Source organism: Streptomyces sp. MGP-BFMKR1 (assembly GCF_057766585.1).
The window spans coordinates 6,816,926-6,843,268 of the sequence record NZ_CM173408.1; the positions used below are offsets into that span (position 1 = coordinate 6,816,926).

19 protein-coding genes are annotated in these 26,343 nt (G+C 71.6%); 12 read left to right on the forward strand and 7 right to left on the reverse strand.

Features of this window, described 5'->3' with window-relative positions; all coding sequences use genetic code 11:
• Positions 1-100: 100 nt before the first annotated feature.
• The 6 genes from ftsZ (at position 101) to AC3CHW_RS27330 (ending at position 5,140) form a co-directional block, all read left to right on the forward strand.
• The gene (gene ftsZ / locus AC3CHW_RS27305) at positions 101-1,369 is read left to right on the forward strand and encodes a cell division protein FtsZ (RefSeq protein ID WP_488468226.1); all 1,269 of its coding nucleotides are present in this window, start codon (positions 101-103) and stop codon (positions 1,367-1,369) included.
• A gap of 36 nt (positions 1,370-1,405) precedes the next feature.
• Positions 1,406-2,167 (forward strand): peptidoglycan editing factor PgeF, encoded by a 762-nt coding sequence (gene pgeF / locus AC3CHW_RS27310; RefSeq protein ID WP_488468227.1) that lies wholly within the window; start codon positions 1,406-1,408, stop codon positions 2,165-2,167.
• Complete coding sequence (locus tag AC3CHW_RS27315; protein WP_176161143.1) at positions 2,164-2,883, forward strand: YggS family pyridoxal phosphate-dependent enzyme; 720 nt, start codon at positions 2,164-2,166, stop codon at positions 2,881-2,883. The genes pgeF and AC3CHW_RS27315 overlap by 4 nt, the downstream gene beginning before the upstream one ends.
• A gap of 124 nt (positions 2,884-3,007) precedes the next feature.
• Complete coding sequence (locus tag AC3CHW_RS27320; protein ID WP_488468228.1) at positions 3,008-3,619, forward strand: cell division protein SepF; 612 nt, start codon at positions 3,008-3,010, stop codon at positions 3,617-3,619.
• A 65-nt stretch (positions 3,620-3,684) separates the two neighbouring features.
• A complete protein-coding gene (locus AC3CHW_RS27325) occupies positions 3,685-3,969 on the forward strand; it encodes a YggT family protein (protein ID WP_176161141.1) in 285 nt (94 codons plus the stop codon).
• Positions 3,970-4,018: 49 nt separating this feature from the next.
• Positions 4,019-5,140 carry a DivIVA domain-containing protein gene (locus AC3CHW_RS27330; protein WP_277322714.1) on the forward strand — a complete coding sequence of 374 codons (1,122 nt, stop codon included), beginning with the start codon at positions 4,019-4,021 and terminating at the stop codon, positions 5,138-5,140.
• 312 nt (positions 5,141-5,452) lie between these two features.
• Here the strand turns inward: AC3CHW_RS27330 and ileS are convergent, their stop codons facing one another.
• Positions 5,453-8,608: an isoleucine--tRNA ligase gene (gene ileS, locus AC3CHW_RS27335; protein WP_488468229.1), complete on the reverse strand. Its 3,156-nt coding sequence runs from the start codon at positions 8,606-8,608 to the stop codon at positions 5,453-5,455.
• Positions 8,609-9,228: 620 nt separating this feature from the next.
• Here ileS and AC3CHW_RS27340 point away from each other — a divergent pair.
• The 4 genes from AC3CHW_RS27340 to AC3CHW_RS27355 all read left to right on the forward strand — a co-directional run bounded on the left by AC3CHW_RS27340 (position 9,229) and on the right by AC3CHW_RS27355 (position 14,200).
• A complete protein-coding gene (locus AC3CHW_RS27340) occupies positions 9,229-10,398 on the forward strand; it encodes a TraR/DksA family transcriptional regulator (protein ID WP_488468230.1) in 1,170 nt (389 codons plus the stop codon).
• An 80-nt stretch (positions 10,399-10,478) separates the two neighbouring features.
• Positions 10,479-11,075 carry a signal peptidase II gene (gene lspA / locus AC3CHW_RS27345; RefSeq protein WP_398607749.1) on the forward strand — a complete coding sequence of 199 codons (597 nt, stop codon included), beginning with the start codon at positions 10,479-10,481 and terminating at the stop codon, positions 11,073-11,075.
• A gap of 190 nt (positions 11,076-11,265) precedes the next feature.
• Positions 11,266-12,207 carry an RluA family pseudouridine synthase gene (locus tag AC3CHW_RS27350; protein ID WP_176161136.1) on the forward strand — a complete coding sequence of 314 codons (942 nt, stop codon included), beginning with the start codon at positions 11,266-11,268 and terminating at the stop codon, positions 12,205-12,207.
• Positions 12,208-12,589: 382 nt separating this feature from the next.
• The gene (locus tag AC3CHW_RS27355) at positions 12,590-14,200 is read left to right on the forward strand and encodes a Na+/H+ antiporter (RefSeq protein WP_488468231.1); all 1,611 of its coding nucleotides are present in this window, start codon (positions 12,590-12,592) and stop codon (positions 14,198-14,200) included.
• Between the two features lie 54 nt (positions 14,201-14,254).
• On the opposite strand, the gene AC3CHW_RS27360 is transcribed toward AC3CHW_RS27355, so the two are convergent.
• Positions 14,255-15,358: a mechanosensitive ion channel family protein gene (locus AC3CHW_RS27360; protein WP_488468232.1), complete on the reverse strand. Its 1,104-nt coding sequence runs from the start codon at positions 15,356-15,358 to the stop codon at positions 14,255-14,257.
• 63 nt (positions 15,359-15,421) lie between these two features.
• Here AC3CHW_RS27360 and AC3CHW_RS27365 point away from each other — a divergent pair, with 63 nt between their 5' ends.
• Positions 15,422-16,045 (forward strand): dienelactone hydrolase family protein, encoded by a 624-nt coding sequence (locus AC3CHW_RS27365; RefSeq protein WP_488468233.1) that lies wholly within the window; start codon positions 15,422-15,424, stop codon positions 16,043-16,045.
• 127 nt (positions 16,046-16,172) lie between these two features.
• On the opposite strand, the gene AC3CHW_RS27370 is transcribed toward AC3CHW_RS27365, so the two are convergent.
• The 5 genes from AC3CHW_RS27370 to AC3CHW_RS27390 form a co-directional block, all read right to left on the reverse strand.
• A complete protein-coding gene (locus AC3CHW_RS27370) occupies positions 16,173-17,831 on the reverse strand; it encodes an alkaline phosphatase D family protein (protein ID WP_488471184.1) in 1,659 nt (552 codons plus the stop codon).
• Between the two features lie 121 nt (positions 17,832-17,952).
• Positions 17,953-18,801: a thioredoxin domain-containing protein gene (locus tag AC3CHW_RS27375; protein WP_488468234.1), complete on the reverse strand. Its 849-nt coding sequence runs from the start codon at positions 18,799-18,801 to the stop codon at positions 17,953-17,955.
• A gap of 178 nt (positions 18,802-18,979) precedes the next feature.
• Positions 18,980-19,660 (reverse strand): hypothetical protein, encoded by a 681-nt coding sequence (locus AC3CHW_RS27380; protein WP_176161131.1) that lies wholly within the window; start codon positions 19,658-19,660, stop codon positions 18,980-18,982.
• A gap of 194 nt (positions 19,661-19,854) precedes the next feature.
• Positions 19,855-21,018: a thioredoxin domain-containing protein gene (locus tag AC3CHW_RS27385; RefSeq protein WP_488468235.1), complete on the reverse strand. Its 1,164-nt coding sequence runs from the start codon at positions 21,016-21,018 to the stop codon at positions 19,855-19,857.
• 85 nt (positions 21,019-21,103) lie between these two features.
• Positions 21,104-22,429 (reverse strand): DUF2252 domain-containing protein, encoded by a 1,326-nt coding sequence (locus AC3CHW_RS27390; protein WP_176161130.1) that lies wholly within the window; start codon positions 22,427-22,429, stop codon positions 21,104-21,106.
• A gap of 191 nt (positions 22,430-22,620) precedes the next feature.
• Between AC3CHW_RS27390 and dnaE the strand changes: the two genes are divergently transcribed.
• The gene (gene dnaE / locus AC3CHW_RS27395; RefSeq protein ID WP_398609767.1) at positions 22,621-26,163 is read left to right on the forward strand and encodes a DNA polymerase III subunit alpha; all 3,543 of its coding nucleotides are present in this window, start codon (positions 22,621-22,623) and stop codon (positions 26,161-26,163) included.
• Positions 26,164-26,343: the final 180 nt, after the last annotated feature.

Below are 26,343 nucleotides of genomic sequence, written 5' to 3' on the forward strand. Positions count from 1 at the left end.
GGGTTTGGGTCGGCAATGAGGACCGCCCCATCGGCATCCGTCGACGCACCGCGACAACAGCGGGGCGGCGACACGTAAATCGAGGCGAGAGGCCTTCGACGTGGCAGCACCGCAGAACTACCTCGCAGTCATCAAGGTCGTCGGCATCGGCGGCGGTGGCGTGAACGCCATCAACCGGATGATCGAGGTCGGGCTCAAGGGCGTCGAGTTCATCGCGATCAACACCGATGCACAGGCCCTGCTGATGAGCGACGCCGACGTCAAGCTCGACGTCGGTCGGGAACTCACCCGTGGCCTTGGCGCGGGCGCCAACCCCGATGTCGGCCGCAAGGCGGCCGAAGACCACCGCGAGGAGATCGAGGAGGTCCTCAAGGGGGCCGACATGGTCTTCGTCACCGCGGGTGAGGGCGGCGGCACCGGCACCGGCGGCGCTCCCGTCGTCGCCAACATCGCGCGCTCCCTGGGCGCCCTGACGATCGGCGTGGTCACCCGCCCGTTCACCTTCGAGGGTCGCCGCCGCGCGAACCAGGCGGAGGACGGGATCGCCGGCCTGCGGGACGAGGTCGACACCCTGATCGTCATCCCCAACGACCGACTGCTGTCCATTTCGGACCGTCAGGTCAGCGTTCTTGACGCGTTCAAGTCCGCCGACCAGGTACTGCTGTCCGGCGTGCAGGGCATCACCGACCTGATCACCACCCCCGGCCTGATCAACCTGGACTTCGCGGACGTCAAGTCCGTGATGTCGGAGGCGGGCTCGGCCCTCATGGGCATCGGCTCCGCGCGCGGCGACGACCGCGCCGTCGCCGCCGCCGAGATGGCGATCTCCTCGCCCCTGCTCGAGGCGTCCATCGACGGTGCCAGAGGCGTGCTGCTGTCCATCTCGGGCGGCTCGGACCTCGGTCTCTTCGAGATCAACGAGGCCGCACAGCTCGTCAGCGAGGCGGCACACCCGGAGGCGAACATCATCTTCGGCGCCGTCATCGACGACGCGCTCGGCGACGAGGTCCGCGTCACCGTGATCGCCGCCGGCTTCGACGGCGGCCAGCCGCCGGCCAAGGGCAGCCGGGAGAAGGCGCTGGGCTCGTACGGCGGCCGCGACGACGGCACCACCGCCGGGCAGTCCGGCCGGCCGGCCACCTCGGCCGAGCCGCGCCCCTCGTACGGCGGCCTGACCAGCGTCTCCTCGCGGGAGAGCGTGCCGGCGGCCGAACCGGTCGAACCCGAGCCGGCCCCGGTCTCCGAGGCGCCGAGCGGGTACCCGAGCCAGACCCCGGCCCCGCCCATCAGCTCGCCGCAGGTTCCCCCGGCCCGCCCCTACCAGGACAGCGCGGCCGAGGAGCTCGACGTGCCGGACTTCCTGAAGTAGCCGGCCGCGTGAGACGACTGAAGTGATCCACACACCGTGATAGGCCAGCACGAGAAGACGAGCGGCGCGCACTTCGCCTTCACCGACCGGTGGGGCGGGGTGAGCGCCGCTCCGTATGACCGGCTCAATCTCGGCGGCGCGGTCGGCGACGACTCGGCCGCGGTTCGGGCCAACCGCGTCAGCGCGGCGCGGGCGCTCGGCATCGACGCGGAACGCGTCGTGTGGATGCGCCAGGTGCACGGCCGCGAGGTGGCCGTCGTCGACGGTCCGTGGGGCGACCGCGAGATCCCGGAGGCCGACGCGGTGGTGACCGCCCGTCGGGGCCTCGCCCTCGCGGTGCTCACCGCCGACTGCACCCCGGTGCTCCTCGCGGACCCGGTGGCCGGCGTCGCCGGCGCCGCGCACGCCGGGCGGCCGGGGCTCGTCGCCGGGGTCGTCCCGGCGACCGTCGAGGCCATGGTCGCGCTCGGCGCGGAGCCCGCCCGGATCATCGCCCGCACCGGCCCCTCGGTCTGCGGTCGTTGCTACGAGGTGCCGGCGGCGATGCGTGCCGCGGTGGCGGACGTGGTGCCCGCGGCCTGGGCCACCACGAGCTGGGGCACGCCGGCGGTCGACGTGGCCGGCGGCGTACGGGCCCAACTCGCGGCGCTCGGCGTCGAGGTGACGGTCTCGTCCGAGGTCTGCACCCTGGAGTCGACGGACCACTTCTCCTACCGGCGCGAGCGCGACACCGGGCGGCTGGCGAGCTACGTGTGGCTTTCGGAGGCGGCTGACCAGGACGGGGAGGCGGAGCGGTGACCGGTCGTAGAAGTGAGTTGGCGGACAATCTGGCTCGGGTCGAGGAGCGCATCGCCGCCGCGTGCGCCGCCTCCGGGCGCAAGCGCTCCGAGGTCACCCTGATCGTGGTGACCAAGACCTACCCGGCCAGCGACGTACGGCTGCTGTCGGAACTCGGGGTACGCGAGGTCGCCGAGAACCGTGACCAGGACGCCGCGCCCAAGGCCGCCGCATGTACGGATCTGCCGTTGCGATGGCACTTTGTGGGGCAATTGCAGTCGAACAAGGTTCGTTCCGTGGCCAGTTACGCTGACCTCGTGCAGTCCGTTGACCGGAAGCGGTTGGTCAACGCGCTGTCAACGGCCGCCGTACGCGCCGGCCGCGAGCTCGACTGCCTGCTCCAGGTGGCCCTTGACGCGGAGTCGGGGGACGCCGGGGGCCGGGGCGGCATCGCGCCCGACGGCGTGGCCGACCTCGCCGACGCGGTGGCCGAGTCCGAAGGGCTGCGGCTGCGTGGGCTGATGACGGTCGCTCCGCTCGCCGGACCGTACGCGGGCAGGCCGCGGGCGGCTTTCGAGCGGTTGAGGGAAATCTCATCGAGCCTGCGCGTGGCTCATCCGGCTGCGACCATGGTCTCGGCAGGGATGAGTTCAGACCTCGAGGACGCCGTGGCCGCTGGTGCGACACATCTACGCGTCGGCACTGCGGTGCTCGGAGTCCGACCCCGGCTCGGGTAACGTCGCCAAGCAAGTCGGACCACAGTAGAAAATATGGTCATTCCCGCCAAGAGGTGGGCAGGCCGCGTGGATTCAAGGCATCTGGTGGCGGAAGCGATCCACCACAGAGCGGAGGACGCAGAGAATGGCCGGCGCTATGCGCAAGATGGCGGTCTACCTCGGCCTCGTGGAGGACGATGGGTACGACGGCCGGGGGTTCGACCCCGACGACGACTTCGAGCCCGAACCCGAACCGGAGCGTGCGCGGCGGCAGCACCAGCCGGAGACCGAATCGCGACCGGAACTGGACGAACCGGTGCGAGTCGCCCACCCGCCAGCGCAGCGTGAACCCGCTCCGCTCGTAGCGGAAACCGGGCGCCCCGCCCGCATCGCCCCCGTGGCGTCTATCACACCCGAACGTCAAAGCCTGGAGAAGAACGCACCGGTGATCATGCCCAAGGTCGTGTCCGAGCGGGAGCCCTACCGCATCACCACGTTGCACCCTCGCACCTACAACGAGGCCCGTACCATCGGGGAACACTTCCGCGAGGGCACACCCGTGATCATGAATTTGACTGAGATGGATGACACTGACGCGAAGCGACTCGTCGACTTCGCGGCCGGTCTAGTCTTCGGTCTGCACGGAAGTATTGAGCGGGTGACGCAGAAGGTGTTCCTGTTGTCGCCTGCTAACGTCGATGTCACGGCGGAGGACAAGGCCCGTATTGCAGAGGGCGGGTTCTTCAACCAGAGCTGAGACGCAATACCTGGCAATCACGGCCGCAAGGCTACGTACGAGCAAGGGGAGAGGGACGCGCGGGGATGGGCATCGCACTGGACGTGATCCACGTCGCGCTGTTGGTTTTCCTGGTCGTGTTGATCTTCCGGCTGGTGATGGACTACGTGTTCCAGTTCGCCCGCTCATGGCAACCCGGCAAGGCGATGGTGGTGGTCCTTGAGGCCACTTACACTGTCACCGATCCGCCACTCAAGCTTCTGCGGCGGTTTATCCCGCCGCTGCGTCTCGGGGGCGTGGCGCTCGATCTGTCCTTCTTCGTACTGATGATCATCGTTTACATCCTGATCTCCGTCGTGAGTCAGCTGTGAACGATACGGTCTTGCCGATTGCCGACGACAACGTTGAGGTGAAGAAGAGATGCCGTTGAGCCCCGAGGACGTGCGGAACAAGCAGTTCACGACCGTCCGCCTCCGAGAAGGCTATGACGAGGACGAGGTCGATGCCTTCCTCGACGAAGTCGAAGCGGAACTGACCCGACTGCTGCGCGAGAACGAGGACCTCCGGGCCAAGCTCGCCGCCGCGACGCGTGCCGCCGCGCAGAACCAGCAGCAAGGCATGCGCAAGCAGGAGCAGCAGGACCGACCCGGCGCCCCCGTGCCCGCCGCCATATCAGGTCCGCAGCCGGTGCCGCCCCAGCAGCAACAGCAACAGATGGGCGGACCGCCCCAGTTGCCCGGTGGCGCACCGCAGCTTCCGGCCGGCCCCGGCGGCCACGGCCCGCAGGGCCCGCACGGCCCCGGCCCCATGGGCCAGGGTGGCCCGGGCCCGATGGGCCAGCACGGTCCGATGGGTGGCCCCATGGGCCCCGGCGGCCCGCAGCTCCCGCAGCCCGGCCAGGGCCCCGGCGGCGACAGCGCGGCCCGAGTGCTCTCGCTGGCGCAGCAGACCGCTGACCAGGCGATCGCGGAGGCCCGTTCCGAGGCCAACAAGATCGTCGGCGAGGCGCGCAGCCGTGCCGAGGGCCTGGAGCGCGACGCGCGTGCCAAGGCCGACGCGCTGGAGCGGGACGCGCAGGAGAAGCACCGCGTGGCGATGGGCTCGTTGGAGTCGGCCCGCGCGACGCTGGAGCGCAAGGTCGAGGACCTGCGGGGCTTCGAGCGCGAGTACCGCACCCGTCTGAAGTCGTACCTGGAGAGCCAGCTCCGTCAGTTGGAGAACCAGGCCGACGACTCGCTGGCCCCGCCGCGCACCCCGGCGACCGCCTCGCTGCCGCCGTCCCCCTCGATGAGCGGCTCGATGGCCGCGGCCGGTGCCAGCTCCATGGGCGGTGGCGGTGGCCACACCATGGGCGGCAACCAGAGCATGGGTGGCAACCAGAGCATGGGCGGCAACGGCGGCGGCCCCTCGTACGGTGGGCAGCAGCAGATGTCCCCGGCGATGACGCAGCCGATGGCGCCGGTGCGACCGCAGGGTCCGCAGCCGATGCAGCAGGCTCCTTCGCCGATGCGGGGCTTCCTGATCGACGAGGACGACAACTGATCACCCCGACCGGGCGCCCCTAGGCGCCAGTTGTCGGCGCACGTACGGGCCGGGCCCCTGGGACTTCCCAGGGGCCCGGCCCGTTGTGCTGCCGGCGCACGCCGGAGCGGGCGCGCTTCCCCCGTGCTGCTGAACCCGGCGCACGGTGCGGGGGGTCCCCTGCGCGGGTGAGGCGCGCCGCGGTGCGGGGGAGTGGTCGCGGGGGTGGCGGGGTGGTGCGGGTGTCGTACGGCGCGGCGGTGCTCGCACGTGACGGCGCCCCCGGTCCGCGGGGTGCGCGGACCGGGGGCGCCGTCAGGGCCGGGGCCGGGGTTACACCTTGCGCAGCCGGAAGGTCAGGCCCAGCGGCTCGTCCGTGAACGGCTCGCCGTAGCTGTCGTCGGCCTCGCCGTCGGCGAAGTCGGTGCCCAGCACCTCGTCGGCGATGAGCGCCGTGTGCTCGGCGACGGCCGCGGCGGTCTCCGGGTTCGAGGCCGACCAGCGCACCGCGATCCGGTCCGCGACGTCGAGCCCGGAGTTCTTCCGCGCCTCCTGGATCAGCCGGATGGCGTCCCGGGCCAGGCCCGCGCGGCGCAGTTCCGGGGTGATCTCCAGGTCGAGGGCGACGGTCGCGCCCGCGTCGGAGGCCACCGACCAGCCCTCGCGCGGGGTTTCGGTGATGATGACCTCGTCGGGCGCCAGCTCCACGCGCTCGCCGTCCACGGTCACCGCGGCGGTGCCCTCGCGCAGCGCCAGCGAGAGCGCGGCGGCGTCGGCCTCGGCGACGGCCTTGGCCACCGCCTGCACGCCCTTGCCGAACCGCTTGCCCAGGGCGCGGAAGTTGGCCTTCGCCGTGGTGTCCACCAGCGAGCCGCCCATCCCGGACAGCGAGGCCAGCGACGTGACGTTGAGTTCCTCGGCGATCTGCGCCCGCAGTTCCTCGGGCAGCGACTCGAAGCCCGCGACGCCGATCAGGGCCCGCGACAGCGGCTGTCGGGTCTTGACGCCGGACTCGGCGCGCGAGGCGCGGCCCAGCTCGACCAGCCGGCGCACCAGCAGCATCCGCTCCGAGAGCAGCGGGTCGATCAACGCCGGGTCCGCCTCGGGCCACGTCGCCAGGTGCACCGAGTCCGGGGCGTCCGGGTCGACCGGAACCACCAGGTCCTGCCAGACGCGCTCGGTGATGAACGGGACGAGCGGGGCCATGAGCCGGGTCACGGTCTCCACCGCCTCGTGCAGGGTGCGCAGCGCCGCGGCGTCGCCCTGCCAGAAGCGGCGCCGGGAGCGGCGCACGTACCAGTTGGACAGGCCGTCCACGAACGCGGACAGCAGCTTGCCCGCGCGCTGCGTGTCGTACGCCTCAAGGGCGGCGGTGACCTGGTCGGTCAGCGCGTGCAGTTCACTCAGCACCCAGCGGTCGAGCAGCGGCCGGTCCGCCGGCGCCGGGTCGGTGGCGCTGGGGGCCCAGCCGGACGTGCGGGCGTACAGGGCCTGGAAGGCGACGGTGTTCCAGTACGTGAGCAGGGTCTTGCGCACGACCTCCTGGATCGTGCCGTGCCCGACCCGGCGCGCGGCCCACGGAGAGCCGCCGGCGGCCATGAACCAGCGGACGGCGTCCGCGCCGTGCTGGTCCATCAGCGGGATCGGCTGGAGGATGTTGCCCAGGTGCTTGGACATCTTGCGGCCGTCCTCGGCGAGGATGTGGCCGAGGCAGACCACGTTCTCGTACGAGGACCTGTCGAAGACCAGGGTGCCGACGGCCATCAGCGTGTAGAACCAGCCGCGGGTCTGGTCGATCGCCTCGGAGATGAACTGCGCCGGGTAGCGCTTCTCGAACAGCTCCTTGTTCTGGTACGGGTAGCCCCACTGCGCGAAGGGCATCGAGCCCGAGTCGTACCAGGCGTCGATGACCTCCGGCACGCGCTCCGCCGTCAGCGCGCACCCCTCGTGCGGGCAGCCGAAGGTGACCGCGTCGATGTACGGGCGGTGCGGGTCGAGGCCCGACTGGTCGGTCCCGGTCAGCTCGGTCAGCTCGGCGCGGGAGCCGACGCAGGTGAGGTGGCCCTCCTCGCAGTGCCAGATGGGCAGCGGGGTGCCCCAGTAGCGGTTGCGGGACAGCGCCCAGTCGATGTTGTTGTTGAGCCAGTCGCCGAAGCGACCGGTCTTGACCGAGTCGGGGAACCAGTTGGTCCGCTCGTTCTCCTGAAGGAGACGGTCCTTGACCGCCGTGGTCCTGATGTACCAGGACGGCTGCGCGTAGTAGAGCAGCGCCGTGTGGCAGCGCCAGCAGTGCGGGTAGCTGTGCTCGTACGCCACGTGTCGGAACAGCAGGTCGCGCGCCTGGAGGTCGGCGACCAGGGCCTCGTCGGCCTTCTTGAAGAACTGGCCGCCGACCAGCTCGATCTCTTCCTCGAAGGTGCCGTCCGGGCGGACTGGGTTGATCACCGGCAGGCCGTAGCCCCGGCAGGTCCTGAGGTCGTCCTCACCGAAGGCGGGGGCCTGGTGGACCAGGCCGGTGCCGTCCTCCGTGGTGACGTACTCGGCGCAGACGACGAAGTTGGCGCCCTCCAACTCGACCAGCTCGAACGGGCGCTGGTACGTCCAGCGCTCCATCTCGCGCCCGGTGAAGGAGTCGCCGGTCGCCTCCCAGCCCTCGCCCAGCGCCTTGGCCAGCAGCGGCTCGGCGACCACCAGCTTCTGTCGGCCGTCGGTCGCGACGACGTAGCGCACGTCCGGGTGCGCGGCGACGGCGGTGTTGGACACCAGCGTCCACGGCGTGGTCGTCCAGACCAGCAGCGCGGCCTCGCCGGCGAGCGGCCCCGAGGTGAGCGGCAGCCGCACGTAGACCGACGGGTCGACCACGGTCTCGTACCCCTGGGCCAGCTCGTGGTCCGAGAGGCCGGTGCCGCAGCGCGGGCACCACGGGGCGACACGGTGGTCCTGGACGAGGAGTCCCTTGCCGAAGATCTCCTTGAGCGACCACCACACGGAGTCCACGTAGCTCGGGTCCATGGTGCGGTACGCGTTGTCGAGGTCGGTCCAGTACCCCATGCGCGTGGTCAGCTCGGCGAAGGCGTCGGTGTGACGGGTCACCGACTCGCGGCACTTCGCGTTGAACTCCGCGATGCCGTACGCCTCGATGTCCTTCTTGCCGTTGAAGCCCAGCTCCTTCTCGACCGCCAGCTCGACGGGCAGCCCGTGGCAGTCCCAGCCGGCCTTGCGGGCGACGTGGTAGCCGCGCATGGTGCGGAAGCGGGGGAAGACGTCCTTGAAGACGCGGGCCTCGATGTGGTGGGCGCCCGGCATGCCGTTGGCGGTGGGCGGGCCTTCGTAGAAGACCCACTCCGGCTTGCCGTCGGACTGTTCGAGCGACCGGGCGAAGATCTTGTTCTCGCGCCAGAAGTCGAGCACGGCGTGCTCCAGGGCAGGCAGGTCGACCTGGGCGGGCACCGGGCGGTACTGCGGCGGCTGCGACGACTGTGGCGTCATGAGGGTGTCTCTTCCTCCGGCGGAACGGCTGCTGCGTGGTCCGTCGGAGGGACGAGAGCAGGGCTGCTCCCGCGGTACCACCCTCCTTGGCCGTGAGCGGTGCTCACGGCCCCCTCATTGGGGTCGCGCTGTCGGTTCTACTCGCATCCGCCTCGCGGACGCTTTCTTCCGACGACTCCGGGGTGATCTTCACGCCGCGCTGACCCTCGGGCTCACACCGTCCCCGAGTCGCTCGTGGCCGCCTTCGGCGCTACTCGTCCCCTTCCACGCCTCTCGCTGCGCACAGTGTACGACCCGTCCGCCGACCGGCCGACCGGGTTTCCGCGTCGGGGGAGCCCGGCGCGGGCCGGTCGGGGGTTACCCCCGCGTACGCGCCGGCGGGTGGCGGGCGCCGTGGACGTCGGGGGCGTTGACGTGGCCGGGGGCCGGATTACCGCGCGTGCGGCGGGGCACAACGGATGTGACCGGCCTGCCAGGTAGCGGGCCGATTACCGCGTCTTCTCGGGCGGAGGTGCCCGGGCCCCGGAGGTCGGCGTGCCCTGTTGCCGCGTGGTGGGAGTCGTTTTATCGTTCCGGCACGATTCGCGCGCAAGGTCACCATATGTGAAGGGGTTGCGGCCATGGTGGCGAAGAAGACCGCCGTGCGGCACTCCACGGCCCCGGCCCCAGCGGCCCCGTCCGCGCGGCACAGCACCTCCGTCGCGCCTCCCACCACGGGGGAGGGGGCGCCTGCGGGAGGGGAGGAGACGGTCGCTGGCGGAGCCGCGCCGCCGGCGGGGAAGCCGGTGGGGAAGCGGGCCGGGCGACCCGCCACGCCATCCGCCGGGCAGCCGGCGACGCAGCGGGGCGCGACGCAGCGGGGCGCGACCAAGCAGACGGCGCACGACCCGAGCGCAGCAACGGAGGCCGCGCCGAAGAAGGCGGCTGCCAAGAAGGCCACGACGAAGAAGAGCGCGGCGAAGAAGACGTCGGCCACGAAGACGTCGGCCACGAAGGCGGCGGCCACGAAGGCGGCGGCCAAGAAGACGACGGCGACGAAGGCCGCGGCGAAGAAGACGTCCGCGGCGAAGAAGGTCGCACCGAAGACGACCACCGAGCGCGACACCGCGCCGGCACCGTACGACCAGGAAGCACCCGGTCCCGACGCGTCGGGGCCCGGGGGCACGACCGCACCACAGGGCACGACCGCCGCGCCCGCCGCGAACACCGTGGCCGCCCCGGCGCTGAAGAGCACGGCCAAGAAGGCTGCACCTGCCGAGAAGGCGGTGCCCGCGAAGAAGACGGGAGCCAAGAACGTGGCTGCTAAGGAGACTCCGGGTGGGGCGTCGACCGCCAAGCGGGCCGTGACGGAGGTGGCCGCGCTGCCGGGAGCGCGCGCGGCCACCGCCGCCGAACCCGGTGAGCTGGCCGTTCGGCCGGGCGAGGACCCCTGGTCGCCCGAGGAGGCGCGGGAGGCGCGCACCGCGTTGCAGGAGGAGGCCGAGCGGCTGCGCGCCGAGATCCAGGCGTCGGAGGAGGCGCTCAGCGGTCTGATGCGGGACTCCGGCGACGGGGCGGGCGACGACCAGGCCGACACCGGCACCAAGAACGTCACGCGCGAGCACGAGATGGCGTTGAACAGCAACGCCCGCGAGATGCTGTTGCAGAGCGAGCGCGCGCTCGCCCGCCTTGAGGCCGGCACGTACGGGCTGTGCGAGAACTGCGGCAAGCCGATCGGCAAGGCCAGGATGCAGGCGTTTCCGCGGGCCACCCTGTGTGTGGAGTGCAAGCAGCGGCAGGAACGCCGCTGACGGCGCTCGCCCGCGGTGTCGTACCCTCGTGCTCTACCGGGCGTGGCGTGGCGCGCGGGGAGCGACGTAGAGGGACTTACGTGACAGAGGCGGAGCAGGCCATCGGAACGCCAGAGCCGGAGCGGCCGGAAGAGGCCGACAAGGCAGCGCAAGCCGATGCCGCGGCGGAGCCGGGCACGGACGGCGGGCGGGGCCAGCGGCGGATTCCCGTGCTGCTGGTGGTCGCCGCGTTCGCCTATCTGCTCGACCTGGTGACCAAGATCGTCGTGGTCTCCGAGCTGGAGCACGAGGGCGCGATCGAGATCCTCGGCACCTGGCTGCAGCTTGAGGTGATACGCAACCGCGGCGCCGCCTTCGGCTTCGGCGAGGCCATGACCATCGTCTTCACCTGCATCGCCGCCATCGTGATCGGGGTGATCGCCCGGATCGCGCGCAAGCTGTACAGCGTGCCGTGGGCGATCGCGCTCGGGCTGCTGCTCGGCGGGGCGCTCGGCAACCTCACGGACCGGCTGCTGCGCACGCCCGGCGGGTTCAAGGGCGCGGTGGTCGACTTCATCGCGCCCGCGCACTTCGCGGTCTTCAACCTCGCCGACTCCGCCATCGTCTGCGGCGGCATCCTCATCGTGATCCTCTCCTTCCGGGGCCTGGACCCGGACGGCACGGTGCACCGGGACTGACCCCTCGCGGGGGCCGACCTTCCGTCGTCCCCCACCAGCCCCCGACCGACCTCCACCGATGCCCGGCCGGGCCACGGCGCCCGGCCGGGCATCGACGTTCCCCGCGCCGCCGGGCCCGGAGGCGGTGGGCCGGGCCCCGGCGCGGGACAGGGCGTGCGGGGGCGTGTCGCTCGTCCGGCATACTCGTCGGGTGAGCACGCTTCCCGAGATCCGCACGCTGCCCGTACCCGATGGCCTGGAGGGCGAACGCGTCGATGCCGCGCTGGCCCGTATGTTCGGCTTCTCCCGCACCAAGGCGGCCGAACTCGCCGCCGCGGGGAAGGTGCGGGTGGACGGCTCGGAGGCCGGCAAGTCCGACCGGGTCTCCGGCGGCGCCTGGCTGGAGGTGGAGATGCCGCGGGCGGCGCCGCCCGTGCGGGTCGTCGCCGAGCCCGTCGAGGGCATGGAGATCGTGCACGACGACGAGGACATCGTCGTCGTGGTCAAGCCGGTCGGCGTCGCCGCCCACCCGAGCCCCGGCTGGACCGGTACCACCGTCATCGGCGGCCTCGCCGCCGCCGGCTACCGCGTCTCCACCTCCGGCGCCGCCGAGCGCCAGGGCATCGTGCACCGGCTGGACGTGGGCACCTCGGGCCTGATGGTGGTCGCCAAGTCGGAGCGCGCGTACACGCTGCTCAAGCAGCAGTTCCGGGAGCGCACGGTCGACAAGCGCTACCACGCGCTGGTGCAGGGCCACCCGGACCCGATGAGCGGCACCATCGACGCGCCGATCGGCCGGCACCCGAGTGCCGACTACAAGTGGGCGGTCACCGCCGAGGGCAAGCCCAGCGTCACCCACTACGACCTCATCGAGGCGTTCCGCTCCGCGAGCCTGCTGGACATCAAGCTGGAGACGGGGCGTACGCACCAGATCCGGGTGCACATGGCCGCCCACCGCCACCCGTGCGCCGGCGACCTCACCTACGGCGCCGATCCGACGCTGGCCAAGCGGCTCGGGCTGACGCGGCAGTGGCTGCACGCCATGCGGCTGGGGTTCGAGCACCCGGCGGACGGGCGCTGGGTGGAGTTCGAGAGCGGCTACCCCGACGACCTCCAGCAGGCCCTGGACCGGGTGCGGGCCGACAGCGCCTGACCCACCGCGCCCCCGAGGCTGCCGCACCACCCCGTCGTACGCCGCGCCCCGCCGGCACTTCGAGCGCCCGCACCGTGACCAGCCCGAACCCGGCGGCTCACCCGACCGGGCGAGCCTTCGGGTCCGGGTCACCCGCTGGGCGCGTCACGGCCGGGGCCGCGCGCACCCGAGCCGCCCCGCGTACGTCGTGCGCGTGTCCCGCGTACCCGCCCCGCGTACGCCGCGCGCGTCCCGCGCGGGTGCCGTGGGTGCCTCGGCGCCGTGCCGGGGCGCGGCGTCGGGTGCGCCGGGTGACCGGACCCGGAGCGAGCGCGGCGGGTGGCGGGCGGAAATGGCACGCTGGAAGCCGTGATCACCTGACCGTCATCGGAAGGTTCGGCCCGTGGACCAGCTCGCCCTGCTGCTCCTGCTGCTGCTCGGGGCCGTGGTGATGGTCCCCGTCGGGGAACGGCTCAGCCTGCCGCCGCCGGTGCTGATGACCCTGATCGGGGTGGGCCTCGCGCTGGTGCCGTGGGTGCCGAACGTGCGGGTGCCGCCCGAGCTGATCCTCCCGCTGGTGCTGCCGCCCTTGCTGTACGCGGCCGTGCAGCGCACCTCTTGGCGACAGTTCGCGGCCAACAAGCGGGCCATCTTCCTGCTCGCGGTGGCGCTGGTCTTCGTCACCACCGCCGCGGTGGCCGCGCTCGCGCACGCCATCGTGCCCGGGCTGCCGCTCGCCGGCGCCGTCGTGCTCGGCGCGCTGGTCGCCCCGCCGGACCCGGTCGCGGCCACCGCGGTGGCCGGCCGGCTCGGGCTGCCGCGGCGCATGGTCTCCATCCTGGAGGGTGAGGGCCTGTTCAACGACGTCACGGCCATCGTGCTCTACCACGTGGCCCTGGCCGCCGCGGTGAGCGGCAGCTTCTCGCTGCCGGCCGCGCTCGGCACGCTCGCGCTGTCGGCGGTGGTGGCGGTGGCCGTCGGACTCGGCCTCGGCTGGGCGACGGCCCGGCTGATGGGACGCCTTGAGGAGCCGACGCTCCAGATCGGGCTGACGCTCCTCGTGCCGTTCGCCGCGTACGTGCTCGCCGAGGAGTTCCACGGCTCCGGCGTGCTCGCGGTGCTGACCACCGCGCTCTTCCTGACCGAGCACGCGATGGACGCCGACGACGTGCTGGGGCGGCTCGCCGGGCGCACCTTCTGGGAGGTGGTGGACACCCTGGTGACCGGTGTCGCCTTCGGGCTCATCGGCCTTGAGCTGCACAACGTGTTCGGCACCGTGTCCGGGCGCTGGGGCGAACTGCTGGGCGCGGGGGCGGCCGTCGTCGGTGTCGTGGTCGGCGTACGGCTGCTGTGGCTGCTGCCCGCGGCCTGGCTGGCCCGGCGGCTGCACCAGCGCCGGGACTACGACGAGGACATCCCGATGAGCTGGCGGGAGACGGTGATCATGTGGTGGTCGGGGATGCGCGGGGTGGCCTCGGTCGCGCTGGCGCTGGCCATCCCGTTCACCGTGGACGGCGGCGACGGGTTCCCGGCCCGGGACGAGATCCTCTTCATCGCCTTCTCGGTCGTGCTGGCGACCCTGGTCATCCAGGGCCTGACCCTGCCGTGGCTGGTGCGGCGGCTGCGGGTGAGCCCGGACGCCAAGGCGGAGCAGGCGTTCGAGCGCGAGCTGGCCGAGCGCGTCCTGCGGGCGACCCGCCGCCGGCTCAAGGAGATCCAGGAGGAGGAGGACCTGCCCGACGAACTCCTGGAGCAGGTCGCGCGCCGGGCGTACGACCTCGGCGTGCGGATCTACCCGGACATCCTGGAGGAGGACCGGCGGGAGGGGCACGAGAAGCGGGTGGCGCGCCTCAAGCGGCTCCAGCGCATCAACGGCGAGCTGTTGTCGGCCGCCCGGCACGAGGTGCTGAGCGCCCGCAGCGAGCCGGGCGCCGATCCGGAGATCGCCGACCGGGTGCTGCACCAGTTGGACATGCGCAGCCTGCGCGGCGCACCGCCGCCCGACCAGGGCTGAGCCGGCCCGCGCCGGGACCCTGACCGGGGCCGCGCCCGCCCGCGCCGCGCCCGGTCAGGGCCGCGACGCGGCCTCGGCCGGCTCCGGGGACGGGCCCTGCGCCGGCAGGCGGGCGGGGTCCTGGCCGGGCGCGGGCGCGGTGAGGACGCGCGGCAGCGCGTACGGGTGCTCGTCGCGCAGCCAGATCAGCAGCTTCTCGCGGACCTCGCAGCGCAGCGTCCACAGGTCGTCGGCGTTGCGCGCGGTGGCCAGGGCCCGTACCTCCATGGTGGTCGGCGTGGAGTCGGTGACGACGAGGTTCCAGGCCCGGCCGTCCCAGGCGGGGCACTCGTCGAGGATCTCGCGCAGCCGCTCGCGCATCTGGGCCACCGGCGTCGCGTGGTCGAGCTGGAAGAAGACGGTGCCGGTCATCTGGGCGCCGCCGCGGGACCAGTTCTCGAAGGGCTTGCTGGTGAAGTAGGAGACCGGCATCGTGATCATGCGCTCGTCCCAGGTGCGGACGACCAGGTAGGTGAGCGTGATCTCGTGCACCGTGCCCCACTCGCCCTCCACCACCACCGTGTCCCCGATGCGGACGGTGTCGCCGAAGGCGATCTGGAGCCCGGCGAAGAGGTTGCCCAACGTGGACTGGGCGGCGATACCGGCGACGATGCCGAGCACACCGGCCGACGCCAGCATCGAGGTGCCGAACGCCTGCATCGCCGGGAACTGGAGCAGCATCACCGCGGCGGCCACCACGCCCACCACCGCCGTGACCACCCGCTGGATCAGCGTGAGCTGGGTGCGCACCCGCCGGGCGCGCGCGGGATCACGCCGCCCCGTGGCGTAGCGCGCGTAGCTGGACTCGATGACGGCGGCCGAGACGCGCACTATCAACCAGCCCACCATGACGATGCTCACCAGGGTGAGCACCAGGCCCACCGCCTCCCAGTGGTCCTCGTCACTGAGCAGGTGCGTCTCCCGGTACGAGCCGTGGATGACGCTCGTACACAGCGCTACCTGGAACGGGAAGCGGCAGCGCCGAAGCAACCCCCACAGCGGTGTCTCCGGGTGGCGCTGGTCGGTCTTGCTCAGCAGTCGATCGACCAGCCAGCCGACGACGACGGTGAGCGCGACCGAACCGCCGATCACGATCAGCGGTCGCAGCACGTCCTCCATGGACTACTCAGCTCCTCTTCGGGTCCTCTTCGCGGGTCACCGCCCGCCACCGTAACTGGCACGATGGGGTGGGAACGAAACAGCGACAGGGATGTGACACCGGTGGCCCCGACATCGACGATTGTGCTCTTCCACTCCGCGTACGGGCTGCGGCCGGCAGTCCACGCGGCTGCCGAGCGGCTGCGCGCCGCCGGGCACGAGGTGCATGTGCCCGACCTGTACGAGGGCCGAACCTGCGAATCCGTCGAGGACGGCATGGCGATCAGGGAGGAGATCGGCACGGACGAGCTGCTGGTGCGCGCCGTGCGCGCGGTGGCCCCGCTCTCCGACCGCGGTCTGGTCTACGCGGGCTTCTCGCTGGGCGGCTCGATCGCGCAGACCCTGGCGCTGGGCGACGCCAAGGCGCGTGGCCTGCTCCTGCTGCACGGCACGTCCGACATCGCGGAGGACGCGGCGACCGACGGGCTGCCGGTGCAGCTCCACGTCGCCGACCCGGACCCGTTCGAGCCGCACGACTGGCTGAGCGCCTGGTACCTGCGCATGGGCCGGGCCGGCGCGGACGTGGAGGTCTACCGCTACCCGGGCGCGGGCCACCTGTTCACCGACCCCGAGCTGCCGGACTACGACGCGGAGGCCGCGGAGAACACCTGGAAGGTGGCGCTGGCCTTCCTGGACGAGGTCGCCTGAGCCGCCCTCGCCCCGCTCGGCGTCCACTCCGCTCGGCGCCCCGCTCGGCGCCCACCCCGCTCGGCGCCCGCCCTGCTCGGCGCCCGCCCCCGCCGCACGGGCCGGGGCGGGCGCCGAGCCGCGTTCGCTAGCGCACCGGCTGGTCGGCGCGCTCCACGCGCTGGGTGCCGGACCGGGTGCGGTACGAGCGGGCCCAGGAGGCGGTGGCGTTCGGGTCGGTCCGGTCGGAGATGGTGAAGTAGTCCATCTGCGTGCGCTGCTGCGTCACGTCGAGCACGCCGTAGCCGTGCGAGTCCATGTCCAGCCACTTCACGTGCCGGTTGGCCGCCTTGATCGCGGCGACCGCGGCCAGCGAGACCGTGTGCGGCGCGACGTTCAGCAGGTCGTCGATGTTGTCCGAGGTCACCGACGTGACCACGAACTCGGTCGCGGCCGAGGGCGAGAGCGGGTACGTCGCGGCCCTGGTCGGCACGTCGTTGGCCCAGGCCATGTGGATGTCGCCGGTGAGGAAGACCGTGTTGTCGATGCCGCGCTCGCGCAGGTGGGCCAGGAGTTCGCGGCGGTCGTCGGTGTAGCCGTCCCACTGGTCGACGCTGGGCGCGACGCCCTCCGTGGGCAGGCCGAGGAGTTCGACCAGCGGCTTGAGCAGGTGCGCGGGGAGCGACCCGAACGCGAACGGGGAGATCATCACCGAGGTGCCGACCAGCTTCCAGCGCGCGTTCGAGGCCGCCAGTCCGGACTTGAGCCAGTCGAGCTGGGCCCGCCCGGTGATGGTGCGCTCCGGGTCGTCCACCGCGCCGCTGCCCGCCTTCGCCTGTTCCGAGCGGAACGAGCGCAGGTCGAGCAGATGCAGATCGGCCAGCGAGCCGAAGCGCAGCCGGCGGTAGGTGGTGCCCTCGGTGCTCGGCCGCACCGGCATCCACTCGAAGTACGCCTGCTTGGCCACCGCGACCCGGCGCGCCCACTCGCCCTCGGTGCCCGGGGTGTGGTTCTCCGCGCCGCCCGACCAGGCGTCGTTGGCGAACTCGTGGTCGTCCCAGATCGCGACGACCGGGTGCGCGGCGTGCACCGCCCGCAGGTCGGCGTCGGTGCGGTAGTGGCCGTGCCGCGCCCGGTAGTCGGCGAGGGTGACGATCTCGTGCCGGGGCGAGTGCTGGCGCACCACGTCCTTGCCCTCCGGGTAGGTCCCGGTCCCGTACTCGTACAGGTAGTCGCCCAGGTGCAGCACGGCGTCCAGGTCGCGGCGCGCGGCCAGGTGCCGGTATGCCGAGAAGTACCCGGCCTCCCAGTTGGCGCACGAGACCACGCCGAACCGCACGTTGCCGTCCGAGGCGTCCGCCGCCGGGGCGGTACGGGTGCGCCCGACCGGCGAGCGCACGTCGCCGACCGCGAACCGGTAGTAGTACGCGGTGGCCGGCCGCAGCCCGCGCACGTCGGCCTTGACGGTGTGGTCGCCGTCGGCCGTGGCCCTGACGCTGCCGCGCGCGGTGGGCGCGGCGAAGTCCTGGGACTCGGAGACCTCCCAGGAGACCTCGACCGCCGCGCCCCGGCCGGAGCCGGGCACGGCGTCCGGGCTCGGCGTCACGCGGGTCCACAGCAGCACGCCGTCGGGCAGCGGGTCGCCGGAGGCGACGCCGTGCAGGAAGGCGGGGCCGGGGTCGGCGGCGTGCGCCGCGGGGAGCCCGAGCGGGAGCAGGGCCGCGGTGGTCGCGGCGGCCGTGACGGCGGTGCGGCGGGTGATGCCGGTCGCGCGGCTCGCGGGGGAGGTCTCGGTTGCCTGGGATATGGCGTCTGGGGAGGTCACGGCCGTTGACCATACTGGCCAGTAGGCCGGTGGGGTAAGAGCGGCGGGCGGGCGAACACCGAGTGTTCGCCCGCCCGCCGCTGTCAGGTCGCCGGTGCGCTGACTACTTCTTCAGGTTCTGGTCGACCACGGCGGTGAACTCCTCGGGCGACATCGGCGGGTTGTCCTTGCCCACCGTGAGCTTCTTGCCGTTGAGCTGGAAGGCGGGGGTGCCGGTGATCCCCTCGTCCTTCGCCTTGTCGAAGACCTTCGACATCTCCAGCGCCCACTTGTCGTAGGTGCCGTCCGTCACGGCCTTCTCGAAGTTCTTGTTGTCCTTCAGCGACTTCACGTCCTGGGCCAGCTCGACCAGGCGCTTGTCGTCGGAGTACTCGTCCTCGCGCTCGTCGGGGTGGTTCTTCGCGTCGAAGAGGACCTTCTTGTACTCCAGGAAGGCGTCCGGGCTGACGTTCAGGGCGGCGCCGAGCGCGCTCAGCGCGTTCTTCGACCCCGAGCCGCTGATCTGCGGCACGTCGTCGAGGAAGGTGCCCATCTTGAACTGGGCCTTGTACTTGCCGTCCTCGATGTCCTTCAGCAGCGTCTCGCCGGTGCTCTGCTCGAAGGTGGAGCAGACCGGGCACCGCATGTCCTCGTAGACGGTGAGGGTGTTCTTGGCGTCCTTCTTGCCTATGACGACCTCGGTGCCCTTGTCGCCCGCGGTGTTGGCCGGCTTCGCGAACGCCTTCTTCTTGGCCTCGCTCTTCCACTCCTTGTTGCTGACCTTGGTCTCGGCGCCCTCGTTCATGTTGGCGATGGCCACGCCGATGCCGCCGGCCACGGCGAGGACCGCGACGATGGAGCCGCCGACGACCAGTTGCCGCCGCGTCTTCTCCTTCTTCGCCTGCTTCTCCCGCTCGGCGCGCAGCCGCTCACGGGCCGCCTGCTTGTTCTGCTGGTTGTTTCGCTTGCTCATGGCTGTGTCTTCTCCGTCGTCGTGGGGCTGGGGGTTCGGTCGCGGGCGGCCTCGTGAGCACCGCGGGAGCCGGCGTACGCGGGCGCGCGGCGTACCGCGGCGTCCGGTGTGCCGGCTTCGGTGCGCTGGGCGTTCGGCCCCGCGCGAGGGCGCTGGCCGCTCGCGGCGGGCGCTGGGCTCAGGCCGCGAGGGCGAGCGGCGGACCGCGTCTGACGACGGAGTGCAGGAGGAGTGGCAGGCCCCGCGCGGGCAGGGCGCGCCGCGCGGGGCGACCCGGTGCGCGGGGCGGCGGGTTCGCCGCGGCGGCGAAGGCCACCAGGAGCGGGCGGAACGCGAAGGCGGCGAGCGCCCGCAACAACTGGCCGAGCGCGGCCTCGCCCCGGCGCAGCCACGCGGCGGCGACCAGGCCGATCGCCACGTGCGCGGCGAGCAGCAGCCACGGCGCGGCCGAGTCGGTGCCCGACCCGACCGTGACGGCGGCGCTGTTGCCGTCGGCGGTCATCTGGGCCAGCGGCGAGCCGACGTCGCCGCCGTGGCACAGCAGGTCCACGCCCATCGAGCGCAGCGGACCGGCCACCGGCCCGCCCGCCTGTCCGTAACACGCGTGCTGGCCGGCGGTGAAGACGGTGTCGGCGGCCAGTTCGAGCGGTACGAGCAGGGCGGCGATCGAGCCGTAACCGCGCTCGCGGCCCGCCAGCGCGTAGGCGATGCCGAAGACGGCGACGCACAGCAGCACGACGGTCGTCAGGGGGAGCGGGGCACGGGAGAGCAGCACGTGGGAAGCAGCGGACAGCGTCACGCACAGCGCTGTGAACAGCGCCGCGCGTACCGCTCGCAACCGTGCCGCCGATATGTCCATCGCCGGAGAGTGTGCCACGGCCGCGGATAAGTGGCGTGTCAAGATTCGGCATCTCCCCGTCCGGTCCCGCGCCGACGCCGCTCAGCCCGCCGCATGTGACCCATGTCACGTACGTGGGCTGTCCGGTCGGCCGTGCCGCGGGGGTGGTACGCGCGGTGCGGGCGCGGGCCCGGGAGGGAGGTTCGGGGCGACGGCTAGAGCCGCGCGTCCACAGCCCTGGTGAAGTCCGCGGCGGTCGACGGCGGGCTCATGCCGTCCCCGCCCAGGCTCTGGCCGTTGAGCTTGACCGTCGGTGTGGACGCCACCCCGCTCGCGTCGAACGTCTCGGACATCTTCGTCGCCCAGACGTCGAAGGTGCCGGCACGCACGTGGCCCTGGAACTCGGAGTTCGAGCCGAGCGCGGGCACCTGGCCGGCGACCTTGAGCAGGTAGGCGTCCGAGGCGAAGGAGTCCGTGCCCTCCGGGGGACGGTTGCGCTCGTCGTAGAGGGCCTTCTTGTAGCCCAGGAACGCCTCCGGGCTCACGTTCAGCGCCGCGCCCAGCGCGCTGAGGGCGTTGTGCGAGCCGGAGCCGCCCATGTTGCGGTCGAGGAAGGTGGCCATCGTGAACTGGGCCTTGTACTTGCCGTCCTTGATGTCCCTGATGATGGTGGCGCCGACGTTCTGCTCGAACTGCGCGCACGGCGGGCAGCGCAGATCCTCGTACACCTCCAGGGTGCCGGTGGCCTTCGGCTCGCCGATCACGACCGTGGTGCCGTCCGGGCCGGCGCTGTGCGCCGGCTTGGTCAGCTCACCGCTCGGCCGCTGCCCGCCGCCCGTGCCCCCGCTGGCACCCGTGGAGCCGGAGCCGCCGGTTCCGCCCGTGGACTCGCCGGTGCCGCCGTCCGTGCCGCCGCTGGTGTCGCCGGCGCCACCGGTGGCGCCGTCCGCGCCCTGCCCGTCGCCGCCGCCGACGAACCCGTCCTTGGCGACGGGGCCCGCGCCGTCCTTGGCGCCGTCGCCGCCCTTGCCGCCGAGCACGAGGACGCCGGTGACCGCCAGCGCGATCGCGGCCACCGAGGCCACGACCGTCAGCGTCGCGCGCCGCTTCGCGTCACCGGCCGCCGGCCGCGGCGCCCCGGGCGGGCCCCACGCGCCGCCGACGGGACCGGCCGGCGGCCCCACGGGCGGAAGTCCCGCGACGGCGCCCGACTGGACCGGCTGGCCCTGCTGGGCGTACGGGTCCGGCTGCGGCGGCTGGGCGCCGGGCTGCGGGGCGGGCGAGCCGGGTTGCGGCGGGTACGGGGCGTGGGGCGGCGGGCTGGAGGGCGGGGCCTGTGCGGGCTGCTCGCCCTCGGGCTGCTGCTGACCTGGCTGCATGGCCAGTCACATTAGCCGGGCCGGACAGGAGTTCGGCGGCGTGTGCGGCCCCGCCCGACTCCGGCCGGCGCCGGAGTGGGGGAGGTCACAGTCCGGGGATCGCTCCGTTGCGGAAGAGGTCCACGAAGATCTGGTGGTCGGCCCGCGCCCGGGCGCCGTAGGAGTGCGCGAAGTCCACCAGCAGCTCGGGGAAACCGTCCTCGTCGGCGGCGATGGCCGCGTCGATGGCCCGCTCGGTGGAGAACGGCACCAGCGAGTGGCCGCTCTCGTCGTCGGCCGCCGCGTGCATCGTGGCGGTGGCCCGGCCCAGGTCCGCGACGACCGCGGTGATCTCGTCCAGGTCGTCGATGTCGGACCAGTCCAGGTCCACGGCGTACGGCGAGACCTCGGCGACCAGTTGCCCCGCGCCGTTCAGCTCGGTCCAGCCCAGCCACGGGTCGGCGTGCGCCTGGAGCGCGCGCTGCGAGATGACCGTGCGGTGCCCCTCGTGCTGGAAGTAGTCGCGCACCCGCGCGTCGGTGACGTGCGAGGCGACGGCCGGGGTCTGCGCCTGCTTGAGGTAGATCACGACGTCGTTCTCCAGGGCGTCGCTGTTGCCCTCGAGCAGGATGTTGTACGAGGGCAGGCCCGCGCTGCCGATGCCGATCCCGCGACGGCCCACCACGTCCTTGACCCGGTAGGAGTCGGGCCGGTCCAGGCTGGACTCCGGCAGCGTCTCCAGGTAGCCGTCGAAGGCGGCGAGCACCTTGTACCGGGTCGCCGCGTCCAGCTCGATGGAGCCGCCGCCGGGGGCGAAGCGGCGCTCGAAGTCGCGGATCTCGGTCATCGAGTCGAGCAGCCCGAACCGGGTCAGCGAGCGGGCCACCCGCAGCGCGTCGAGCAGCGGCCCGTCGGCGGTGTCCAGCGTGAAGGGCGGCACCTCCTCGTCCTTGGCGCCGGCGGCCAGGGCCGCGACGCGCTCGCGGTAGGCGCCCGCGTACGTGCGCACCAGGGAGGTGATCGCCTCGTCGCTGAGGGCCTTGGTGTAGCCGATCAGCGCGACGGAGGCCGCGAAGCGCTTGAGGTCCCAGGTGAAGGGGCCCACGTACGCCTCGTCGAAGTCGTTGACGTTGAAGACCAGGCGGCCGTTGGCGTCCATGTAGGTGCCGAAGTTCTCGGCGTGCAGGTCGCCGTGGATCCACACCCGGCTGGTGCGCTCGTCCAGGTAGGGCCCGCCCTCGCGGTCGGCCTCCAGGTCGCCGTAGAACAGCGAGGCCGTGCCCCGGTAGAAGGCGAACGCCGAGGCGGCCATCTTCCGGAACTTGACCCGGAAGGCCGCCGGGTCCGCGGCGAGCAGCTCGCCGAAGGCGGTGTCGAAGACGGCGAGGATCTGCTCGCCGCGCTGTGCGGCCTGGCCGTGCTCGGTCGCCATCGCTGGGTCCTCCTGGGATGCGTCGCGTGGAACAGTCGTTCCGGCCGGTCCAACGCGCGGCGCCCGCCGCGAGTGCCCGCCCGCTGTCAGTAGCCCGAAGTAGACTTCGGAGCCATCTTTCCCTCCTGGCTCACCCCGCGGGGAGGAGGGGACCGCATCCGTCACCCACTGTTCGCCGGAGGTCTTCCACCGTGGCCAAGCCGCCCTTCACGCATCTGCACGTGCACACTCAGTATTCGCTGCTCGATGGTGCGGCGCGGCTCAAGGACATGTTCGAGGCGTGCACCAAGATGGGCATGTCGCATATCGCCATGACCGACCACGGAAACCTGCACGGCGCCTACGACTTCTACCAGCAGGCGACGAAGGCGGGCATCACGCCGATCATCGGTATCGAGGCGTACGTGGCCCCCGAGTCGCGGCGGAACAAGCGGCGTATCCAGTGGGGCCAGCCGCACCAGAAGCGCGACGACGTCTCGGGTTCCGGTGGTTACACGCACAAGACGATCTGGGCAGCCAGCAAGACGGGTCTGCACAACCTCTTCCGGCTCTCGTCGGACGCGTACAAGGAGGGGTGGCTGACGAAGTGGCCCCGTATGGACAAGGAAGTGATCGCCGAGCACGCGGAGGGCCTGATCGCCTCGACCGGGTGCCCCTCCGGCGAGGTGCAGACCCGGTTGCGGCTCGGCCATTTCGACGAGGCGCTGAAAGCGGCGGCCGAATACCAGGAGATCTTCGGTAAGGGCCGGTATTTCCTGGAACTGATGGACCACGGCCTCGACATCGAGAAGCGGGTCCGCGACGGCCTTCTGGACATCGGCAAGAAACTGGGCATTCCGCCGCTGGTGACCAACGACTCGCACTACACGTACGCGCACGAGGCGTCGGCGCACGACGCACTGCTGTGCATCCAGACCGGAAAGAACATCTCGGACCCGGACCGGTTCCGTTTCGACGGCACCGGCTACTACGTCAAGTCCACCGAAGAGATGTACGCGGTGGACTCCTCCGACGCCTGGCAGCAGGGGTGCGCCAACACCCTCCTGGTGGCCGAGCAGATCGACACGACGGGCTGGTTCGAGAAGCGCGACCTGATGCCCCGGTTCGACGTACCCGAGGGGTACAGCGAGGTCACCTGGTTCCAGGAGGAAGTCAAGCGCGGCATGGGCCGTCGCTATCCCGGCGGCGTTCCGGAAGACCGGCAGAAGCTCGTCGAGTACGAGATGGACATCATCATTCAGATGGGGTTCCCGGGCTACTTCCTCGTGGTGGCCGACTTCATCATGTGGGCCAAGAACAACGGGATCGCGGTGGGCCCGGGCCGAGGCTCGGCGGCCGGTTCGATCGTGTCGTACGCGCTGGGCATCACCGACCTCGACCCGGTGGAACACGGGCTGATCTTCGAGCGGTTCCTCAACCCCGAGCGCGTGTCCATGCCCGATGTCGACATCGACTTCGACGAGCGTCGGCGCTCCGAGGTGATCCGCTACGTGACGGAGAAGTACGGCGCCGACAAGGTCGCGATGATCGGCACGTACGGCACGATCAAGGCGAAGAACGCGATCAAGGACTCCTCCCGCGTGCTCGGCTACCCGTACGCGATGGGCGACCGCATCACCAAGGCCATGCCGGCCGACGTGCTCGGCAAGGGCATCAACCTCGACGGCATCACCAACCCCAAGCACCCCCGCTACAGCGAGGCGGGCGAGGTGCGGGCGATGTACGAGAACGAGCCGGACGTCAAGAAGGTGATCGACACCGCGAAGGGCGTCGAGGGCCTGGTGCGGCAGATGGGCGTGCACGCCGCCGGCGTGATCATGTCCAGCGAGACCATCACCGACCACGTACCGGTGTGGGTGCGGCACACCGACGGCGTGACGATCACCCAGTGGGACTACCCCACCTGCGAAGACCTCGGTCTGCTCAAGATGGACTTCCTGGGTCTGCGCAACCTGACGATCATGGATGACGCGGTCAAGCTCATCAAGCGCAACAAGGGCATCGACATCGAGCTGCTCTCGCTGCCGCTGGACGACCCGAAGACCTACGAGCTGCTGTGCCGAGGCGACACGCTCGGCGTCTTCCAGTTCGACGGCGGGCCCATGCGCTCCCTGCTGCGCCTGATGAAGCCCGACAACTTCGAGGACATCTCCGCCGTCTCGGCCCTGTACCGGCCGGGCCCGATGGGCATGAACTCGCACACCAACTACGCCCTGCGCAAGAACGGCCAGCAGGAGATCACCCCGATCCACCCGGAGCTGGAGGAGCCCCTCAAGGAGGTCCTCGGCATCACCTACGGCCTCATCGTGTACCAGGAGCAGGTGCAGAAGGCCGCCCAGGTGCTCGCCGGCTACTCGCTCGGCCAGGCCGACCTGCTGCGCCGGGCCATGGGCAAGAAGAAGCAGGAGGTCCTCGACAAGGAGTTCATCCCCTTCCAGAAGGGCATGCGGGAGCGCAACTACTCCGACGAGGCCATCCAGGCCGTGTGGGACGTGCTGGTCCCGTTCGCCGGCTACGCCTTCAACAAGGCGCACTCGTCCGCGTACGGCCTGGTCACCTACTGGACCGCCTACCTCAAGGCCAACTACCCGGCCGAGTACATGTCGGCGCTGCTCACCTCGGTGCGCGACGACAAGGACAAGTCGGCGATCTACCTCAACGAGTGCCGCCGCATGGGCATCCGGGTGCTGCCGCCGAACGTCAACGAGTCGGAGGCGAACTTCGCCGCCCAGGGCGACGACGTGATCCTCTTCGGCCTGACCGCCGTGCGCAACGTCGGCCAGAACGTGGTCGACTCGATCATCCGCAGCCGCAAGGCGAAGGGGAAGTTCGCCTCCTTCCCCGACTACCTCGACAAGGTCGAGGCGGTCTGCTGCAACAAGCGCACCACCGAGTCGCTGATCAAGGCCGGCGCCTTCGACGAGATGGGCCACACCCGCAAGGGCCTGATGGCGCACTACGAGACCATGATCGACAACGTGGTCGCGGTGAAGCGCAAGGAGGCCGAGGGGCAGTTCGACCTCTTCGGCGGCATGGGCGACGACAGCGCCGACGACACACCGGGCTTCGGGCTCGACGTCGAGTTCTCCGACATCGAGTGGGACAAGGCGTACCTCCTCGCCCAGGAGCGGGAGATGCTCGGCCTCTACGTCTCCGACCATCCGCTGTTCGGCATCGAGCACGTGCTGAACGACAAGGCGGACGCGGCCATCGCGCAGCTCACCGGCGGCGAGCACGCGGACGGCGCCATCGTCACCATCGGCGGCATCATCTCCGGCCTCCAGCGCAAGATGACCAAGCAGGGCAACGCCTGGGCCATCGCGACGGTCGAGGACCTGGCGGGCTCGATCGACTGCATGTTCTTCCCCGCGACCTACCAGCTCGTCTCCACCCAACTGGTCGAGGACACGGTCGTCTTCGTCAAGGGCCGGCTCGACAAGCGCGAGGACGTGCCTCGGCTGGTCGCCATGGAGATGATGGTTCCCGACCTGTCCGAGGCGTCCGTCGACGCACCGGTCACCATCACCATCCCCACCGTCAAGGTCACCCCGCCGCTGGTGGAGAAGCTCGGCGAGGTGCTCACGCACCACCGCGGCTCCACCGAGGTGCGGATCAAGCTCCAGGGCGCCCGCAAGACCACCGTGCTGCGCCTCGACCGGCACCGTGTCACGGCCGACCCGGCGCTCTTCGGCGACCTGAAGGTGCTGCTCGGCCCGTCCTGCCTGGGCGCGTAGACGACTCCCGCCTGGGCGCGTAGGCGACGCGCGCGGCGGGCGGGGCCGCGCGGGCCGGCGGTGAGGCGGGCGGAAAGAGCGGCGAGTGCGACGATAAAGGGGCGCGTCCCATGCGGGACGCGCCCCTTTTGTGCGTTCACCGCTTCTCTGGCGTGAATTCCGCACCGTCGGAGTTCTTTT